The sequence below is a fragment of the Pseudomonas sp. D3-27 genome (assembly GCF_051132165.1).
Taxonomy (GTDB): Bacteria; Pseudomonadota; Gammaproteobacteria; order Pseudomonadales; family Pseudomonadaceae; genus Aquipseudomonas.
This window is the reverse complement of sequence record NZ_CP071667.1, coordinates 4,905,530-4,924,085: the sequence shown is the minus strand read 5'-3', so window position 1 is coordinate 4,924,085 and position 18,556 is coordinate 4,905,530. Positions and strand designations below refer to the sequence as shown.

12 protein-coding genes are annotated in these 18,556 nt (G+C 61.5%); 1 reads left to right on the top strand and 11 read right to left on the bottom strand.

Annotated elements, in window-relative coordinates:
• Positions 1–48: 48 nt before the first annotated feature.
• The 7 genes from J3P92_RS22210 to prmA form a co-directional block, all read right to left on the bottom strand.
• Positions 49–2,823, bottom strand: a complete 2,775-nt coding sequence (locus J3P92_RS22210; RefSeq protein WP_434607982.1) for a response regulator — start codon at positions 2,821–2,823, stop codon at positions 49–51.
• Positions 2,824–2,922: 99 nt separating this feature from the next.
• On the bottom strand, positions 2,923–4,218 hold the full coding sequence (purD, locus tag J3P92_RS22205) for a phosphoribosylamine--glycine ligase (RefSeq protein WP_434560865.1): 1,296 nt from the start codon (positions 4,216–4,218) through the stop codon (positions 2,923–2,925).
• 156 nt (positions 4,219–4,374) lie between these two features.
• On the bottom strand, positions 4,375–5,982 hold the full coding sequence (gene purH / locus J3P92_RS22200; RefSeq protein WP_420766270.1) for a bifunctional phosphoribosylaminoimidazolecarboxamide formyltransferase/IMP cyclohydrolase: 1,608 nt from the start codon (positions 5,980–5,982) through the stop codon (positions 4,375–4,377).
• Between the two features lie 83 nt (positions 5,983–6,065).
• Complete coding sequence (gene fis / locus J3P92_RS22195; protein ID WP_007921650.1) at positions 6,066–6,386, bottom strand: DNA-binding transcriptional regulator Fis; 321 nt, start codon at positions 6,384–6,386, stop codon at positions 6,066–6,068.
• Positions 6,383–7,390 carry a tRNA dihydrouridine synthase DusB gene (gene dusB, locus J3P92_RS22190; RefSeq protein ID WP_434560863.1) on the bottom strand — a complete coding sequence of 336 codons (1,008 nt, stop codon included), beginning with the start codon at positions 7,388–7,390 and terminating at the stop codon, positions 6,383–6,385. The genes fis and dusB overlap by 4 nt, the downstream gene beginning before the upstream one ends.
• Before the next feature lie 184 nt (positions 7,391–7,574).
• Entirely contained in the window at positions 7,575–8,798 is a 1,224-nt protein-coding gene (locus tag J3P92_RS22185) for a DUF3426 domain-containing protein (protein WP_434607976.1), read from the bottom strand.
• 30 nt (positions 8,799–8,828) lie between these two features.
• Positions 8,829–9,707 (bottom strand): 50S ribosomal protein L11 methyltransferase, encoded by an 879-nt coding sequence (gene prmA, locus J3P92_RS22180; protein ID WP_420766273.1) that lies wholly within the window; start codon positions 9,705–9,707, stop codon positions 8,829–8,831.
• A 191-nt stretch (positions 9,708–9,898) separates the two neighbouring features.
• Between prmA and J3P92_RS22175 the strand changes: the two genes are divergently transcribed.
• Positions 9,899–13,876 (top strand): dermonecrotic toxin domain-containing protein, encoded by a 3,978-nt coding sequence (locus J3P92_RS22175; RefSeq protein ID WP_434649065.1) that lies wholly within the window; start codon positions 9,899–9,901, stop codon positions 13,874–13,876.
• Between the two features lie 79 nt (positions 13,877–13,955).
• Here the strand turns inward: J3P92_RS22175 and accC are convergent, their stop codons facing one another.
• From accC to J3P92_RS22155, 4 genes are all read right to left on the bottom strand, one after another.
• A complete protein-coding gene (gene accC / locus J3P92_RS22170) occupies positions 13,956–15,311 on the bottom strand; it encodes an acetyl-CoA carboxylase biotin carboxylase subunit (protein WP_434649064.1) in 1,356 nt (451 codons plus the stop codon).
• A 17-nt stretch (positions 15,312–15,328) separates the two neighbouring features.
• Complete coding sequence (gene accB, locus J3P92_RS22165; protein WP_434560857.1) at positions 15,329–15,793, bottom strand: acetyl-CoA carboxylase biotin carboxyl carrier protein; 465 nt, start codon at positions 15,791–15,793, stop codon at positions 15,329–15,331.
• A gap of 48 nt (positions 15,794–15,841) precedes the next feature.
• Entirely contained in the window at positions 15,842–16,294 is a 453-nt protein-coding gene (aroQ, locus tag J3P92_RS22160; protein WP_434649063.1) for a type II 3-dehydroquinate dehydratase, read from the bottom strand.
• 349 nt (positions 16,295–16,643) lie between these two features.
• Positions 16,644–17,537 carry a methyl-accepting chemotaxis protein gene (locus J3P92_RS22155; RefSeq protein ID WP_434611671.1) on the bottom strand — a complete coding sequence of 298 codons (894 nt, stop codon included), beginning with the start codon at positions 17,535–17,537 and terminating at the stop codon, positions 16,644–16,646.
• Positions 17,538–18,556 lie beyond the last annotated feature (1,019 nt).

Genomic DNA, 18,556 nt, shown 5'->3' with positions numbered 1-18,556 from the left:
ACAGAGGAAGACGACGGGAGTCTATCAGGCGATTTGGCGCCTGTCGGCTCAGGACGTATGCGCTGTATTGTTTTGCTGATCGCGCTGGGCCACCCAGTGTTCGATCAGCTCACGCAACTGCGACAGTTCCACCGGCTTGGCCATGTGCCCGTCCATGCCCGCCTGGCGAGCGCGCTCCTTGTGTTCGGCGAGGATATGCGCGGTGAGCGCCACCACTGGCGTGCGGGTGCGCTGGTTTCCGACTTCCCAGGCGCGTAGCTGTTGGGTGGCGGAGAACCCATCGAGAATGGGCATCTCACAGTCCATCAGGACCAGGTCGTAGCGTTGCTCTTTCATCGCCTTGAGCGCTTCTTCGCCGTTGCTGGCGGTGTCGGGTTGCAGATTGAGCTTGCCGAGCATGCCGCGAATGACCTTGGTGGAGATGGTGTTATCTTCTGCCACCAGGATGCGGAAATCGCTGGGGACCTTCACTGGGAGTGGCAGGCCGGCGTTGACCGGGACATTCGGCGCCTGGCCTTTATTACGCTGGTTCAGTTCGTCCGCCAGGGTGGTCTTGAGCGTGTAACCTGCCACGGGTTTGGCGAGGATGCGCTTGACGCCGCTGTTGCGCGCCACGATCTTGCTGGGCGCGTTGCTGATGCCGGTCAGCATGATCAGCAGGATATCGTGGTTGAGGCTTGGGTCTTCCTTGATCTTGGCGGCCAGTTGCATGCCGGTCATGCCAGGCATGTTCTGGTCCAGCAGCACCACGTCGAAGTAGTCGCGCAGGTGCGCCTTGGTGCGCAGCAGCGCGAGGGCTTCCTTGCCCGACGGTACGGCGCTGACGTTCAGGCCCCAAGCGCTGCATTGCTGCACGAGCACCTTGCGGCAGGTGTCGTTGTCATCGACCACCAAGACCCGCGCGCCCTGTAGCGGGCCATCGAGGTCGGCGGTCGGATGTTCCAGGCGGTCTGGGTCCAGCGGCAAGGTCAGCCACAAGGTGCTGCCTTGGCTGCTGCCACTCTTGATGCCGAATTCGCCATTCATCAGCATGATCAACTGGCGAGCGATGACCAGCCCCAGGTTGCCGCCCAGGCGCGTGGCCGATAGGACGTTCTTGCTGTGCAGCTCGGCATGCATCAACGTTTCGCGTTCTTCGGCATCCATGGGCGAGCCGCTGTCCTGTACCGCGATTCGCAGGCGCGGTTGACTGCTGCGCTCGTCGAGGGCGACAACGATCAGGACCTCGCCTTCATCGGTTTTCTTCAAGGCATTTTCCAGCAGGCTCAACAGCGCCTGACGCAGCCGCGTCGGATCGCCGCTGATGACCCGAGGCACCTGGGGCTGGATGAAGCTGATCAGCTCGACATTTTGCTGTTCGGCCTTGGCGCGGAAGATGCTCAGGCAGTCCTCGATCAGTGCATTGAGATCGAACTGCACGTCATCCAGCTCGATTTGTCCGGATTCGAGACGGGAAATGTCGAGAATCTCGTTGATCAGGGTAAGCAGTTCATTGCCGGCGCTGTGGATCGTCTGCACGTAGTCGCGCTGTTTGACGGAGAGCGGCGTGCCCAGCAACAGCTCGGTCATGCCCAGCACGCCATTCATCGGTGTGCGGATCTCGTGGCTGATCTTGGCCAGGAACTCGGCCTTGGCGTTGATCTCGGCATTGCTCGCCGCCAGGTCGCGGCTCAGGCTGAAACGGTTTTCATTGATCGATCGCTGGCGTTCGCCCAACGCGACGCTCATCAGCAGGCCGCTGACGCAGATAATGACCAGCAAGGTGACGATCAGCCCTTGGGGCGCGACTTCGGTCAGCCCTTGCAGGGCTGGAAGAATGATCAGCGTACCCAGGTTGAACACCACCATGGCGGCGACGAAAAGCCGCGCCGGGCGGTAGCCCTTCTGCCAGTGCCAGGCGCTGACGAACAGCATGCTCAGGCCGGCCAGGGCCACCAGCGCATAAGTCATGATATTGAGGGGCAGCGTGTTGACGAATAACAGCAACAGGCTGCAGAGCATGATGAAGACAATTTCACCCAGCAGCAGCCGGTCCAATGGATGCGGTCCCAGCGGGGCGAAATAACGATAGGCGAACATCAAGCCGCAGGGCGCGGTCAGCAACAAGGCCAGATACGCACCCGGCGTCTGGATCGCCGGCCAGTCAGGCAGCCAGGCCCCAGCGAGGTTCAGCAGCAGTACCAGGCTGAGCATCAGCAGCCCTTCGCAGGCGGCCAGCCACAGGCAACTGCGCGACCGGGTATAAGCGTAGCGGGTGAGGTTGTGCAGGATCAGCATGGCGATACAGCCGAACAACAGCCCATAGACCAGCGTCTGGTTCTGGTTGGCCGCCGCCAGGACCGCCGGCTGCAACGTGACATAGGGGCGCAGTTCGTAGCGCGATGCCAGTCTCAGGTAGACGTCCAGCGATTTATCGCTGCGCGGCAAGGGCAGCATGAAATCGCTGCTGGGCACCGTAGGTTCGGTATGCGGCATGGCGTTGCCGGTGACTTGTTGGCTGACCAGAGTGTCGCCATCCAGCACATAAAGATTCAGGCGCGACAGATCGGGCGCGAAGACCCGCAGGATCTGTTCATGCCTGTCGGGGGAAAGCCGGAAGCGCAGCCACAGGGCTCCCCCCGGCTCGGCTGCCTTGAGGTGATCCAGGTCAATGGGGCTGAACTGGTTGGTATAGCGGGCAGAGCGGATGTCGCTCAGCTTCAGGTCGCCCTGTTCGTCGAGCAATACCGCCCAGCCGCTGCCGGGCGCAGCCTGTGCCGGGAACACGCAGAGCAGCGTCAGCAGGGTAACGGTCAAGCTTATGGCAATCCTGAGCCAGCGCACGGCGAAATCCCTTCGTAGGTTGATGCCAGATGATAACTATGCGCGGCGCCCGAGCAGACAGGCAAGAGCTCTGGACCCTTGCCTGTCTGAATGACCGGATTATTCCAGGTTTTCGCCACGCTCGCGTGCAATGGCACGGTAGCCAATGTCCTTGCGGTAGAAACAGCCTTCCCAATCAATCTGCGCGGCAAGCTTGTAGGCTTGCTGCTGAGCGGCGTCGACGCTGGCACCCATGGCAGTGGCGCATAACACTCGACCACCAGCCGTCACGACCTGGCCGTCCTTCAATGCCGTACCTGCGTGGAAAACCTTACCTTCCAACTGGGCGGCGGCTTCCAGGCCCTTGATGGCGCTGCCCTTGGCGTAGTCGCCCGGGTAACCACCGGCCGCCAGCACGATGCCAACGCTCGGACGTGGATCCCATTGGGCTTCAACCTTGTCCAGCGCTTGGGCCAGAGCGGCCTCGACCAGCAGCACCAGGCTCGATTGCAGGCGCAGCATGACCGGCTGGGTCTCAGGATCGCCGAAACGGCAGTTGAATTCGATGACTTTTGGGTTACCAGCCTTGTCGATCATCAGGCCAGCATAGAGGAAACCGGTGTAGACGTTGCCTTCCTCGGCCATGCCACGCACGGTTGGCCAGATGACCTGGTCCATCACGCGCTGGTGAACGTCGGCGGTGACCACTGGCGCGGGGGAGTAGGCACCCATGCCGCCGGTGTTCGGGCCGCTGTCGCCATCGCCGACGCGCTTGTGGTCCTGGCTGGTGGCCATGGGCAGGACGTTCTTGCCATCGACCATGACGATGAAGCTGGCTTCCTCGCCGTCGAGGAATTCTTCGATTACCACACGGGAACCGGCGTCACCGAAGGCGTTGCCAGCGAGCATGTCGCGTACGGCTTCTTCGGCCTCGCTCAGGGTCATGGCCACGATCACGCCTTTACCAGCGGCCAGGCCATCGGCCTTGATCACGATCGGTGCGCCTTTTTCGCGCAGGTAAGCCAATGCCGGTTCGATTTCGGTGAAGTTCTGGTAGTCGGCAGTTGGGATCTTGTGGCGCGCCAGGAAATCCTTGGTGAACGCTTTCGAACCTTCCAGCTGCGCGGCGCCGGCAGTCGGGCCGAAGCAGTCCAGGCCACGGGAGCGGAACAGATCGACTACACCGGCAACCAGTGGTACTTCCGGACCGACGATGGTCAGCGAGACATTTTTCTCGGCGAAATCGGCCAGTTGCTCCAGGGCCAGCACGTCGATGGCGACGTTCTCGCACTTGGCTTCGATGGCGGTGCCGGCATTGCCCGGAGCGACAAAGACCTTCTGCACGCGCGGATCCTGAGCCACTTTCCAGGCCAGGGCGTGTTCACGGCCACCGCTGCCAATGATCAAAACATTCATTTCAAAAAACCTCGATGACGCTGATTCTGGATGCAGCGTTAAAGCTGCCTTTCTGTGGGAGCGAGCTTGCTCGCGATGGCGGTGCGTCAGCGGACGCCAATGCTGACTGAACCGGCGCTATCGCGAGCAAGCTCGCTCCCACAGTGGGTCGGTGTATCAGTGACGGAAGTGGCGCATGCCGGTGAACACCATTGCAATCCCTGCCTCGTCGGCGGCAGCAATCACTTCTGCATCACGCATCGAACCACCCGGCTGGATCACCGCGGTGATGCCGACCTTGGCCGCATTGTCGATGCCATCACGGAACGGGAAGAACGCATCGGAGGCCATGACCGCGCCCTGGACCTGCAAACCAGCGTGTTCAGCCTTGATGGCGGCGATGCGAGCCGAGTTCACGCGGCTCATCTGACCGGCGCCGACGCCGATGGTCTGGCGGTTCTTGGCGTAGACGATGGCGTTGGATTTGACGTACTTGGCGACTTTCCAGGCGAAGATCAGGTCGTTGATTTCCTGCTCGCTCGGGGCGCGCTGGGTCACGACCTTCAGGTCTTCACTGCCGATCATGCCGATATCGCGGCTCTGGACCAGCAGGCCGCCGTTGACGCGCTTGTAGTCCCAGGCTGGCGCCCGGTCGGCCGACCATTGGCCGCAGGCCAGCAGGCGCACGTTGGCCTTGGCGGCAACGATAGCGCGGGCTTCTTCGCTGACGGAGGGGGCAATGATCACCTCGACGAACTGGCGCTCGACGATGGCCTTGGCGGTCTCGGCGTCCAGTTCACGGTTGAAGGCGATGATGCCGCCAAAGGCCGACTCGGTGTCGGTGGCGTAGGCCAGCTCGTAGGCCTGGCGGATGCCGCCCTCGGCGTCCGGGCTCACCGCCACGCCGCACGGGTTGGCGTGCTTGACGATTACGCAGGCTGGCTTGACGAAGCTCTTCACGCATTCCAGCGCGGCGTCGGTATCGGCTACGTTGTTGAAGGAAAGTTCCTTGCCTTGCAACTGGGTGGCGGTGGCGATGCCGACTTCGGCAGGCTTGGCTTCCACGTAGAACGCCGCGCTCTGGTGCGGGTTCTCGCCGTAGCGCATTTCCTGGGCCTTGACGAATTGGGTGTTGAAGGTGCGCGGGAATTCGCTGCGGCCTTCGGTGCCCAGGGTTTCGGCCGCCTGGTTCACGGTGCCCATGTAGTTGGCGATCATGCCGTCGTAGGCCGCGGTGTGTTCGAAGGCCTTGAGCATCAGGTCGAAACGCTGGGCGTAGGTCAGGCCACCGGCCTTGAGATTTTCCAGCACGCTGGCGTAGTCGCTGGCGTTGACCACGATCGCCACGTCTTTATGGTTCTTGGCCGCCGAGCGGACCATGGTCGGGCCGCCGATGTCGATGTTCTCGATGGCGGTCGGCAGGTCGCAGCCGGGCTTGTTGATGGTGGCTTCGAACGGGTAGAGGTTGACCGCTACCAGGTCGATCGGCTTGATGCCGTGTTCGTTCATGATGGCGTCGTCGATGCCGCGACGGCCCAGGATCCCGCCGTGGATTTTCGGGTGCAGGGTCTTGACGCGACCGTCCATCATTTCCGCAAAACCGGTGTAGTCAGCGACTTCCACCGCGGCGACGCCGTTGTCCTGCAGCAACTTGAAGGTCCCGCCGGTGGAGAGGATCTCGACGCCCAACTGTTGCAGCTCGCGGGCGAATTCAAGGATCCCGGTCTTGTCGGAGACGCTGATCAAGGCGCGGCGGATCGGCAGGCGGGTGGTCTGGTCGGTCATTTCAGGTTCCATCAAAAGCAAGGGAAGTCAGCAAAAAAGGCGACCGTTTTTTACGCGGGCGCCTTTCTGGTTTGATTGAATGCTTAAAGTAGATCGTACTGCTTGAGTTTCTTGCGCAGGGTTCCGCGATTCAAGCCCAGCAGCTCGCTGGCCTTGGTCTGGTTGCCCTTGACGTAGTTCATCACGCTTTCGAGCAGAGGCGCCTCGACTTCGGAGAGCACCAGGTTGTACACATCCGTGACGGCAGCGCCCTCAAGGTGGGCGAAATAATTGTGCAGCGCCTTCTCGACGCTCCCGCGAAGGGTCTGGCCTTCTTCGCTGGGCGTATTGAGGTGCTGTTTCAAATTCACGTTGTCGCTCACGGGTGCTGTTCCACTCACTAAAGTCTCGGTCATCATCGTCATGCGGCCACCCCTTCGTCCCCTGTCAGGCTCTTGTAACGTTCGGCGAAAAACGCCTGAACGTCGGCGCATTGTGCTTGCGTACCATCCAAACGATTGAAACGGGCGCGAAACTCCCTGGCGCCCGGCAGGGTTGCGAGATACCAGCCCACATGCTTGCGAGCGATGCGTACGCCCATGACTTCTCCGTAGAAGGCATGCAGCGCGGCCAGATGCTCTAGCAGAATACGTTCCACCTCGGACAACTGCGGCGCAGCGAGCTTTTCTCCCGTGCGCAGGTAATGTTCGATTTCACGAAAAATCCATGGCCGCCCCTGGGCGGCCCGGCCGATCAACAGGCCGTCGGCACCGGTCGCGTCCAGCACGTACCGGGCCTTCTCGGGCGAGTCGACATCGCCATTGGCGAAGACCGGAATGGACACCGCCTGCTTGATCGCGGCTATGGTGTCGTACTCGGCTTCGCCGGTGTACAGGTCGGCACGGGTGCGGCCATGGACCGCAAGCGCCGTGATACCTGCCTGTTCGGCGATCTTCGCCACCGTCAGGCCGTTCTTGTTCTCCCGGTCCCATCCGGTGCGGATCTTCAGGGTCACCGGCACATCGACCGCGGCGACAACCGCCTGCAGGATCTCGGTGACCAGCGCTTCGTCTTTCAACAGTGCCGAGCCTGCGGCCTTGTTGCAGACCTTCTTCGCCGGGCAGCCCATGTTGATGTCGATAATCTGCGCCCCCAGCTCTACGTTGGCTCGGGCCGCTTCCGCCAACATCTGTGCATCACCACCGGCGATCTGTACCGAGCGCGGCTCGGGATCACCTTCGTGGATCATGCGCAGGCGCGATTTGCGGGTGTTCCACAAACTCATGTCGCTGGTGACCATTTCCGAAACCACGAGTCCTGCGCCCAATCGTTTGCACAACTGACGGAAGGGCTGGTCGGTGACGCCCGCCATAGGGGCCAGGACCAGACCGTTCTGCAATGTATATGGGCCGATGCGTACCGCCGACATAGGAGTTCCCTGAAGTGGGGCCGGATCATGAGACTTCGAAAAAGGGTTGGCATGATACCCGCTCTCGATGACTGGATAAAGGTCGAATTGGATAAAATCTGAACAGCTATTCCGTTATCGCCAGCGGTTTGGTTTGGGTCGGGCGAGTCAGAATGCCGTCGTCAATCGATCGACCCCGCAGCCTTCATTCGGGCGAATGGAAGCTCAGGCTGTAGTTCACCGCCTTCGGTCCCGGATCGAGGATGTCCAGGGCGATATGGATCGGCGTCTGCGGCGGCATTTCCCCCCGGCCTTCGAGATCGCCGCCCAAATACTCACCCGGCTTGAAACGGCGACTGGCGATCAGGTGGCCGTTGAGGTCGGCAAAGCGCAGCTCCAGCAGTGGGAAGGGCTGGGAGAAGGGCGCGCGGTTGTAGATGATCGCATCCACCACCAGGGCTGCGCTGAACTCTGGATGGCTGCGCACCACCAGGTTGCTGCTCTTGATCTTGGCGATGTCGACCTTGGAGGGGACGTCGCAGCCGATGGCCGGGCAGATTTGCAGGAACCACGGGCGGTACTGGTCCTGGCGAGCCAATTCCTCGAAGTGATAGGCGATGTACTGACCGCCCAGGGCGGCGGCGGCGAGCAGCACCAGCAAACCCCAAAGCAAGCGCCGGCCCCAGGGCGAGCGGCGTTTGCGCCAATCCAGTTGCAGCGGGTCGTCGTCCAGGTCCTGGAGGGCTTCGGCGCGTATGCCGGGCTCCTGGCGATCACGTTTCTTGCGCGGTGTCGCCAGCGGCTCCGGCTCGTCGTCCAGGTCGTCCGTGGCGGACAGTCGCTCCAGGTGCTCGTCGGTCTCCTCGTCCGGCGCCAGGCTCAGCGGGGCGACGGGCTCATCGTCCGGTTCCAGCGGCTCGAGGGCCAGGGACAAGGATGGCTCGGTTCGCGGCGGGCGGGCCGGTTCATGGGGCTCGAACGGTTCGAGAGGGGGCTGGATGGCGGTCTCGGCGCGCTCGGCGGTGGATTCGCTGTACAGGCTGTCAGCCCAGGGCTCCTGGTCGCTCGAAGGATGCTCGCGCAGTGCGCTCAGGTTGTCTTCGCGGCGCCGTCCGAAGGTGTCGGGTGCGCGTTTGTCGCGCCGTTCCAGACGAGCCAGTTCCTTGTCCAGGTCATCGAGATCCAGTTCGGCGGCAGTCCATTGTTTCTGGCTGATCGCCCGTGGCGCTTCGACCACGGGTTTTGCCGGGGAAGCTGGAGCAGTAGCGACGTCCTTGGTGGCGCGTTGCTCCAGCAATTGCTTCGCGGCATTGAACACTTGCAGGCACGAGCCGCAACGAACCACCCCGCGTGCGACGCTCAATTGAGCATGGCTGACGCGAAAACTGGTGTGGCAATGCGGGCACTGAGTGACGAAGCTGTCGGTCATGCGGCAATCCGGTCGATACAGGCGGTCATTCTAGCGCCGACGTCCAGTGATGCGCACCCAGCCATCGCGATTGGCGATCGGGTCCAGGTTGAAATCCGCGGCATAAGCGGCAGCGACTTCTTCACCCTGTTCGGCGAGGATGCCCGACAATGCCAGGCGTCCGCCCGGTTTGACCAGGCTCGACAATTGCGGCGCCAGGGACACCAGCGGGCCGGCAAGAATGTTCGCCACCAGCACGTCGGCCTGTACCTTCGGCAGATCCTCGGGCAAGTACAGCGGGAACAGCGCTTCGTCGATGTTGTTGCGCCCGGCGTTGTCGCGGGAGGCTTCCAGGGCCTGGACATCGATGTCGGTGCCGACCGCTTCCTTGGCACCCAGCAGCAGGGCGGCGATGGCCAGGATCCCCGAGCCGCAGCCGAAGTCAAGCACATTGCAGCCGTCCAGGTCCTGGCCGTCGAGCCATTCCAGGCACAGCGCGGTGGTGGGATGAGTGCCAGTACCGAAGGCCAGGCCCGGGTCCAGCAGCAGGTTCACCGCGTCCGGTTCCGGCGCTGCATGCCAGCTCGGCACGATCCACAGGCGCTGGCCGAAACGCATGGGTTGGAAGTTGTCCATCCAACTGCGTTCCCAATCCTGGTCTTCAATCACTTCGCTGTGATGTTCGGGCAACGGGCCGCCGGTGAGCAGCTCCAAATGGGCGAGCACGCTGGCCGCCTCGGTGCCGCCTTCGAACAGCGCCAGCAGGTGGGTGTGGGACCACAGCGGGGTGGTGTTGAGCTCAGGCTCGAAGATCGGCTGGTCTTCGGCGTCCATGAAAGTCACCGATACGGCACCTACTTCAAGAAAGGCGTCTTCGTAGGTTTCGGCTTGTTCCGGGCTGATGGCCAGGCGTACTTGCAGCCAAGGCATGGCGGGCACCTTTGAAAAATCGATAGGGGGCAGCAGGAGGCTGCAAAGGCGCGCAGTGTACGCCAGGTCGCTCCCAAAGTGGATAAGCGAGGCCTGGACTGGCCCGGTTGGTGTTTCGATATATATATGTATGACATTGGCCTGCCGCAGGGCGGATAAGGTGCGCATCCACACAACAGGGAAGGATGTGCATGGACGACATGGCCGAGTGGCAACAAGACAGGGATGGCGCGACGTCGTTATCTGACCGGAAAGAGGCATCTGCCCAGGCGATTCTGGAAAAGCTGACGGGCTGGCAGACTGTTATCGAGGCAAAGATGCAGGCCCAGAATACTTTTCTGGAGGAGCTGGAAGTTTATCTGCTGGTCGGGCTGCGTACCCATTATCGTCATGGCAACATCGATTCAGACTTCATTGGCACGCTGCTCGACGCGGTGTTGCAACGCAAGATCGACCCGTCGCCCGCGGTTTATGACGAGCATCAGGATGCGCCTTATCGCTGGGAAGGGGGGGCTGACCTGGGGTTCTCGGCTGAACGTCGGGATATCCTCGAGCAGGTCCTCGAAGGGACCGCTTCGACCATCCTCAACCATTACGAGGACTATCTTCGGCGCCATTGGAAAATGGCCGGACACGATGCTGCGCTCGAAAGCATCGTCCAGGAAAAACTCAACGAGCATGTGGCGGCAATCGACGCCATCCTTCAACCGCAAAGGTTGGTTGGGTTGGATGTCGAGCAACTGCGCGCAAGGATAGAGGAGCTGCAACAATCCTGGCGCCACATGGGGAAAGCGAATGCGCTGGCGACCCCTCGGGAGCGACGGGCATTGGAAGCGATAATGCGTGCGCAATTGCCTGATTGGCTACGGGGGTTGGGTGCAGCCGACCGTAAACGGTTGGAGGCGTTGAGCGAACATGCTGGGCAAACCCAGGCAATGGTCGATGAATTGCTCGACGGCTTGGGCTCCCTGGAAGCGTTCGCTCGGCGCCAGGCCCAAGGCTACATCAGGCGCGAGCTGGACATGGAAGTCGAACCTGACAGGGTTCGCGTGCAGCTGCAGTGGCGAGCGGTCATTGGCCAGCCTGTGCGAACCTATAACCTGAGTGAACTGGTGGCGGCGGGGCCGGTCAGGCCCGATGCGGTGACGGTGCGCCTGGTGGAGAATGGCGGCATGCTGCGCAACGAGCCCCTTGCCTCGGCATTCGTGGGGCAGATGTTGTCGAGCCTGGACGCACCTGCCGGTTACTTTTCTGCATTGTCGAGTCGGTACAACCGCGCGGACCTCAAGGACGCCCTGCTCGATTGGTTCATGGCGCGATTGCGACACAGCGCATTTGTCGCGCGGTGCGCGGGCCTAGTCACGGTGTCCAGCCACGACGAGCTCTACACCTTGCTGAACAGCTCATTTGCTGGACAAGGCGTGGGTGGATTGCAGGTTACCAATGTCGAACTGCCCAATTCGTTCCGATGCGCCGATCTGCTGCTGTTCTACCACGACGATGCACAGGGACAAGTCAGCGCCCCCCTACTGTATGCCCCTGGTAAGCCCGATGGGCAGGAGTGGATCGCCCTGCCTTCGCTTCGGGCCGTGAGCGCCGAGATCGGTAGCTGGATTGCGAGCGAAACGGGTCGTGAATACCTGGTGCAGCAGATATCCCCGGTTGAACGTGACAGCGCTCGGGAATATTTTGTCGGCGTGAGGCAAAAGCCGACCACATGGGATCTGAGCAGGGACCCCAGAGGGACGCAAAAAGGGCTCAGGCATTGTCTTGAGCAGGCTGTCCTGACAGGGCTGAACCACAATCTGCAGCAGGTGGAATGGCACGACTCGCCTCGCTGGTACTCGGCCTTGCCACTTGAATCGCGGCGAAGCATCAGTGGCTTGAAGCAAGAGTCCCTGGTCCATCAGCAGGTCTTCGATGAGCAGTTGGCGGGTTATGAACTTTTTGTCGACTTTGCCAAGCGTACCGTCACGCAAGCGATTGCTCCGTATATGCGCAGCAAGGGCGTACGAGAACCGGTGGATCCGGAAACGGTTCTTATCGACTACTTCCCGGGTCTGGGAAGTGACAGGAGGGTAACCAGCCTGCTGGAACTCGCGATTTATGGGTACGACGACAACGCTGGGATAGACAACCCGAAACAAGGTGTGCGCTCGTCCGTTGGACAGGATTTGGGCCAGGTCCGCAGCGCCGACCTGGCGCTTTATGTTCGTGGGGCCTACCTGGGCGAAAAATACGCCAAGGAAATCCGTGCCAGGTTTCTCGATGCCAATGACGCGCAATACCAGAAGCGTCGCGATGCCTGTCGCTACATGCTGCTGGCGAAGATGGATCGCGACCTACGTATCGCGTATGGCCGGTCAGTGTTGAGCACCGACGCGTTCAACTGGCTCACGCGGCAAGTCACGTTGCTGAGCGACAGGAGACCGGCTGGCGGCCCCATCTATCCAGCGACGGCGGTCACGCGTGAGGGTGTGTTCAAGTTTACGGTCAACGGACATGTCGTGTTGGGCGTCTACGTTTTCGCCTACTTCGAACCGAAGGGCTCCTACTGGCTGTACACGCCCGATGCCCCGGACGGCATCCGTTTTCGCAACTACCTGGCCTTCACCGGGCGCACCGCGGCGCAACTGCACGATTATGTCGTGGAGCGGGTGGCATTGATCGCGCGCGGTTCCGTCGAACAATCGTTGCGGGCATTGGGGGCAGGTACCACGCGCGTCGATACCCTGCGTGAATTCAGCCGTGTGGTCGACATCGACGCTGAGTTCGATGCCTGTATCGAGCGGGCTATCGCCGACGTGGAAGATGTCACCACCCGTCGTGCAGAGGCCATCACGCAGCAGATTCAGAAAGGGCTGCTCTTTGCGGCTGCGCCGGTGTGCATGGTCTTCCCGCCGTTTGCCCTGCTGTTGGATATCGTATTTATCGGCCTCAGCTCCAAGCAGGCAATCGAGGCGCATAGGCAGGGCGATACCCAGGAGGCTCTCGAGCATTGGCTGGAGGTTTCCTGGGGCGCGCTGCTGGCGGTGCCAGGGGTGACCGGCATGGCTGCATTGCTGCGCCGTTCGGTGATGAGTCTCAAGCGTGCGGCCAAGCCGTTGTCGTTGTCGGCGCAACGCCTTAAAGGCGCTGCGGTATCCGCTGTGAACCAGGATACCGGGCCGCTGGTCCAGCCCATCCGTTTGAAGCCAAGGCAGGCGGTCGAGGCAACCCCTGAACATCTGCAATGGGTGAGCGAGGAGGGGATTTTCTACGGCACCTACCGCAGTCCGCCCAGCGCATCGCAGCCACGAAGTACCTATTACATACGCAGCCGGGGCCGGTACTTCCAGGTAAAGGAGGACGCTTACTTTGGCGGTCTATGCCTGGTGGATGCCAGTCGTCCCGGCGCGCTATACAACATGCCCATACGCAGGATGACGAATGGCAAGTGGACGCATAACAGCGTTGGCTTGAGAGGGGGTAATGATGGCGTGCGTAACCTGGGGCGAGTCGACGATCTACGGGAGGCGTTCCCGGGGCGCGTCGATCCTGACGTGACAAGAGGCGCGTTGCAGGGCGAGGCCGTAGTAGCACGCTTCAATGAGGCGACGGCTGACGGGTATCTGTTCTCGCTCAACGCCCAGACATGCGTGATCGCTTCGTTATATAACCCCGTTACCCGAGTGGGGGCGGTCATTCATTTCGATCACAATATTGGCAGGCTCATAGAGGAAGGTGTCGAGGCTCTGTTGCGGCGCCTTGGCGGATCCGCAAAGGATATCCGCGTCACGCTTGTAGGTGGGGACTGGTTGACGGGTCTGGACATTGGCGAGCCGGTCAGGACCGTGATGCGGCGCAAAGGCCTTGAGCCAACCTGGGACTTCTGGTCGTATTCTTCCTGCTTCGGTAATACCTATGGTGTATCGCTGAACCTCAAGAGCGGCATCACTTCGGTCTTCAAGATGTCGCAGACCCAAGTCGAGCGTTATTACGTCCCAGTGCTGTCACGGGCCAAGTACAGTACCGATCCGGTATCGATACGTGCGCGTAGATTCATGACGCGCACGCGCAGCGAACCTTTGATGGCAAACGCCAACGGTGCCGTCCGCACCCGCCAGGGCAGGCCGGCGACAACGGCGCAACTTGCGATGAACAGGTTCTCGATGGTGAGCCTGAACTGAGTGGGTCTTCTAGCCCGACGATGGGCAAAAAAAGACCCCGGGCCAAACGGACCGGGGTCTTTTCACATCCCTTGGAGCATCAGTGCTGGTTGCCCAGCTTGTGTTCCAGGTAATGAATGTTGACGCCACCCTCACAGAAACCCTCGTCGCGGACGAGATCGCGGTGCAGCGGGATGTTGGTCTTGATCCCGTCCACCACGATTTCATCCAGCGCATTGCGCATGCGCGCCATGGCTTCTTCACGGGTCGCCCCGTAGGTGATCAGCTTGCCGATCAGCGAGTCGTAGTTCGGCGGAACCGCATAACCGCTGTACAGGTGCGAATCGACGCGAACGCCGTTGCCACCTGGTGCGTGGAAATGCTTGACCGTGCCTGGGCTCGGCATGAAGGTCTTCGGATCTTCAGCGTTGATCCGGCACTCCAGCGAGTGGCCGCGAATAACGACGTCATCTTGAGTGAACGACAGTTTGTTGCCGGCGGCGATGCTGAGCATTTCCTTGACGATGTCGATACCGGTGACCATCTCCGAAACCGGGTGCTCCACCTGAACACGGGTGTTCATTTCGATGAAGTAGAAACGACCGTTTTCGTACAGGAACTCGAAGGTGCCGGCGCCACGGTAGCCGATGTCGATGCAAGCCTTGACGCAGCGAGCCAGGACTTCCTGGCGAGCCTGCTCGTCGATGCCCGGTGCCGGTGCCTCTTCGAGGACCTTTTGGTGACGACGCTGCAGCGAGCAATCGCGGTCGCCCAGATGGATGGCCTGGCCCTGGCCGTCGGACAGAACTTGCACTTCGACGTGGCGTGGGTTGGTCAGGAATTTTTCCAGATAGACCATCGGGTTGCCGAACGCCGCGCCTGCTTCGGAGCGGGTCAGTTTTGCCGAGGAAATCAGGTCTTCTTCCTTGTGAACCACGCGCATGCCGCGACCACCGCCGCCGCCGGCGGCTTTGATGATCACCGGGTAGCCGACTTCGCGGCCGATGCGCAAAGCGGTTTCTTCGTCTTCAGGCAGCGGGCCGTCGGAACCCGGAACGGTGGGTACGCCTGCGGCGATCATGGCGTGCTTGGCGGAAACCTTGTCGCCCATCAGGCGGATGGTCTCGGCTTTCGGGCCGATGAAGGCAAAACCGGAGTTTTCGACCTGTTCGGCGAAGTCGGCGTTTTCCGCCAGGAAGCCGTAGCCAGGGTGAATGGCGGTGGCGCCGGTCACTTCGGCGGCGGCGATAATCGCCGGGATGTGCAGGTAAGAGTGCGCAGCCGACGCGGGACCGATGCAGACGGATTCGTCCGCCAGGCCCAGGTGCATCAGTTCTTTGTCGGCCTTGGAGTAAACGGCGACGGTCTTGATGTCCATCTCTTTGCAGGCACGCAGAATCCGCAGGGCGATCTCACCGCGGTTAGCGATCAGAACTTTTTCCAACTTCGCAGTCATCAAAGGCTCTCCGCGGTTCAAACGATGGTGAACAGCGGTTGGTCGTACTCAACCGGCTGGCCGTCTTCAACGAGGATGGCTTCGATCACACCGCTGGTTTCAGCTTCGATGTGGTTCATCATCTTCATGGCTTCGACGATGCACAGGGTGTCGCCTTTCTTCACGGTCTGGCCAACTTCAACGAAGGAAGGCGAGGTTGGGGAAGACTTGCGATAGAACGTGCCCACCATTGGCGAGCGGGCAACGGTGCCGTTCAGCGCTGGCGCGGCAGGTGCGGCTGGCGCTGCGGCGGCGGCCGGAGCTGCTGCGGGAGCAGGCGCAGCGGCTGGAGCCTGCATCGGTGCAGGTGCGTAGAACTGCTGGGCCGGGGTCTTGCTGTGACGGCTGATGCGTACGGACTCTTCGCCTTCCTTGATCTCGAGCTCGTCGATGCCGGACTCTTCCAGCAACTCGATCAGTTTCTTAACTTTACGGATATCCATGAATCATCAACTCCCAAGGGTCGGTCAGGGGCGTTTAACGCTTGTTGTTCAAGCTGTTGCCTGTTTTTCAAGCTGCTCTAGGGCGGCCTCCAGGGCCAGTCGGTAACCGCTGGCGCCAAGGCCGCAGATCACTCCCACCGCTACATCGGAGAAGTAGGAGTAATGGCGGAAAGGTTCGCGTTTGTGCACGTTGGACAAATGCACTTCGATGAATGGGATGCTCACCGCCAGCAGCGCGTCACGTAATGCGACGCTTGTATGTGTAAAAGCTGCTGGATTGATCAAAATGAAGTCCACGCCTTCGCCACGCGCGGCATGGATGCGGTCGATCAACTCGTATTCGGCATTGCTTTGCAGATAAAGCAAATGATGGCCGGCGTCCCGGGCCCGCTGTTCCAGGTCCTGGTTGATCTGGGCCAGCGTCACGGCGCCATAAACGCCCGGTTCACGGGTGCCAAGCAGGTTCAGGTTGGGTCCGTGCAGGACCAATAGGGTCGCCATCTGCTGTTCCTTGTTATCTGTGAGCAGGTGTCAGAACCCGGAGACTATGCCGCAAAGCCTTTATGACTGTCCAGTTCTCGGCAATAGCCAGCACGTTGACCGATGTTTACGCGAAGTTTGTGACTGAGCTTTATCATCCGGTCATTCGGTTGAACTGACCCACCGCTATCGCGAGCAGGCTCGCTCCCACAGGGGGATGTGCGGTGAGCATCTTCCTTGGACCATACCCAATAAATGAGGGAGCGAGCCTGCTCGCGATGACGCCGGCACATTCATTACCCATGCAAACTGAGCCACCGCTATTGCGAGCAGGCTCGCTCCCACAATGGGTTTGTGGTGTTTGCTGAGGTCATACCCGAAATGCCTGGACTGCGGTGTGCAACCGCCCGCCGAGCACCAGGAGGTTGTCGCCTTGCTCGCGACCCTGGCCGATGCGCAGCAGGTTATCCCCGCCCAGTTGGTGAATGCGCTCGCTGTGGTCGCGGATTTCGCTGACAGCGCCGCTTTGCTGAGCCGTGACATCGGCGATTCGCACGGCGGTATCGGCGATGGTCTGGATGGCTGCGACGATTTCATCCAAGGCGCCGTCAGCCGCCTGGGCCTGGCTGGCGGTGGCCTCGGCGTGTTCAACCTGGGCGCGCATGCCGTCCACTGATTGGCGCGCGGCCAGTTGCAAGCGGGCGATCAGCGCCTGGATTTCCGAGGTGGCGCCAGCGGTGCGTTGGGCCAGGGAACGGACTTCTTCAGCCACCACCGCAAAGCCCCGGCCCATTTCCCCGGCGCGGGCGGCTTCGATGGCGGCGTTGAGGGCAAGCAGGTTGGTCTGGTCGGCAATCGAGCGAATGACCGTCAATACGCCACCAATGGTTGCCGACTCCTCGGCCAGTTGTTCGATCATTTGCGCATTGCCTTGCACTTCGCCCACCAACGCATGGAGGCCGGCGAGACTCAAGCCGATGACTTGCTGGCCATGTTCCACGGCGTTACCGGCGCTGCGACTGGCCTGCGCGGCCTGGCTGGCATCGCCAGCCACTTGCTGGATGGTCGCCTCCAGTTCGCCGAGCGAATCACGGATCAATGCGGTGTCGCCGGCCTGGTCCTCGGCGCCACTGTGCAGTTCGCCGCTCAACTCGGCCAGGGCGCGGCTACTGCCAGCGACCTGTTCGGCGTTCACCCGAATGGTGCCCACCAGGTCCACCAGATAAGCGCGCAGGCGATTGAGGGACGCCTCGATGTCTTGCATTTCACGGTTGCTGGCGCCCATGTGGATGCCCCGGCTGAAGTCGCCTTCGGCCCAGGTGGACAAGGCCGGCGCCAGGTGCGTCAAGGTGCGGGCCAGGCGTCGTTGCAAGGTGTCGATGAGCAGCGCGATCAGCAGGATCAAGCCGATCATCACGCCCTGGATCAAGCGAACCTCCCTCTGAATCTGCCCATGCTGGGCACGTACCGCCGGTTCCAGGGTGTCGATGGCCGTCTGTGCATCAGCGATTTTCAGGTGGGTGGCGCGGCTCAGTTCGGTGCGCTTTTGGATCAGCTCCCGAGTGCGGGTCAATTCCGCAGGGTAGCGGCCGAGCAGGCTGTTGAGCTCACGCTTGAGACCGATGCCGGCGTCCTCGCTGACAGTTTTTTCCTGGGTTTGCAGGCCCATCAGCGCGGCAAAATCATCGCTACCCGATTCGCTGCTGGCGGTTACGCCCAGCAGAGGCAGGCTCTCGAGGCGTTCTGCTTGCACACGGATGCCTGCCAGTTCCCGCTCGACATCGGCGGCCAGTTCGCTGCGACCGCTGCTGACCAATTTGTCACGGGTGAGGGACAACCGACCCAGGTGCTGTGAAGCGGCGAACAATGGAGGCGAGTAGGCCGGGGCGCCACTTGCGTACTGGGCGAGTCGATCGAGACTGGCGCTCAGTTCCCGTTCGGCCTGCAACAGCAGGGCCTGAGGGTCGCCGGCCAGCTTGCCGGCGGCCAGCAGGTCGGTCCTGCTGAAGTTGTCGAGGTTGGACAGGCTTGGGCGCAGGGTCTTGGCCAGGTCCGGTGGGAACTGGTCCAGCTCCTTTTGCAGGCTTTCCAATGCTTGGGTAGCCGCGCTGAGGCGCAGGGCGTCGCCGCTGGCCAGGTAGTCCTCGATGTTGCGCGCCACTTCGCTCTGGAACTGCCGCGACAGGCCGAGGTAGCGTTCCATCAACAGGTAGGGTCGCTCCAAGGCAATCTGCGACCACCAAAGGGTCGCGCCAAGGCCAAGGCATACGGCAACTAAGAGAA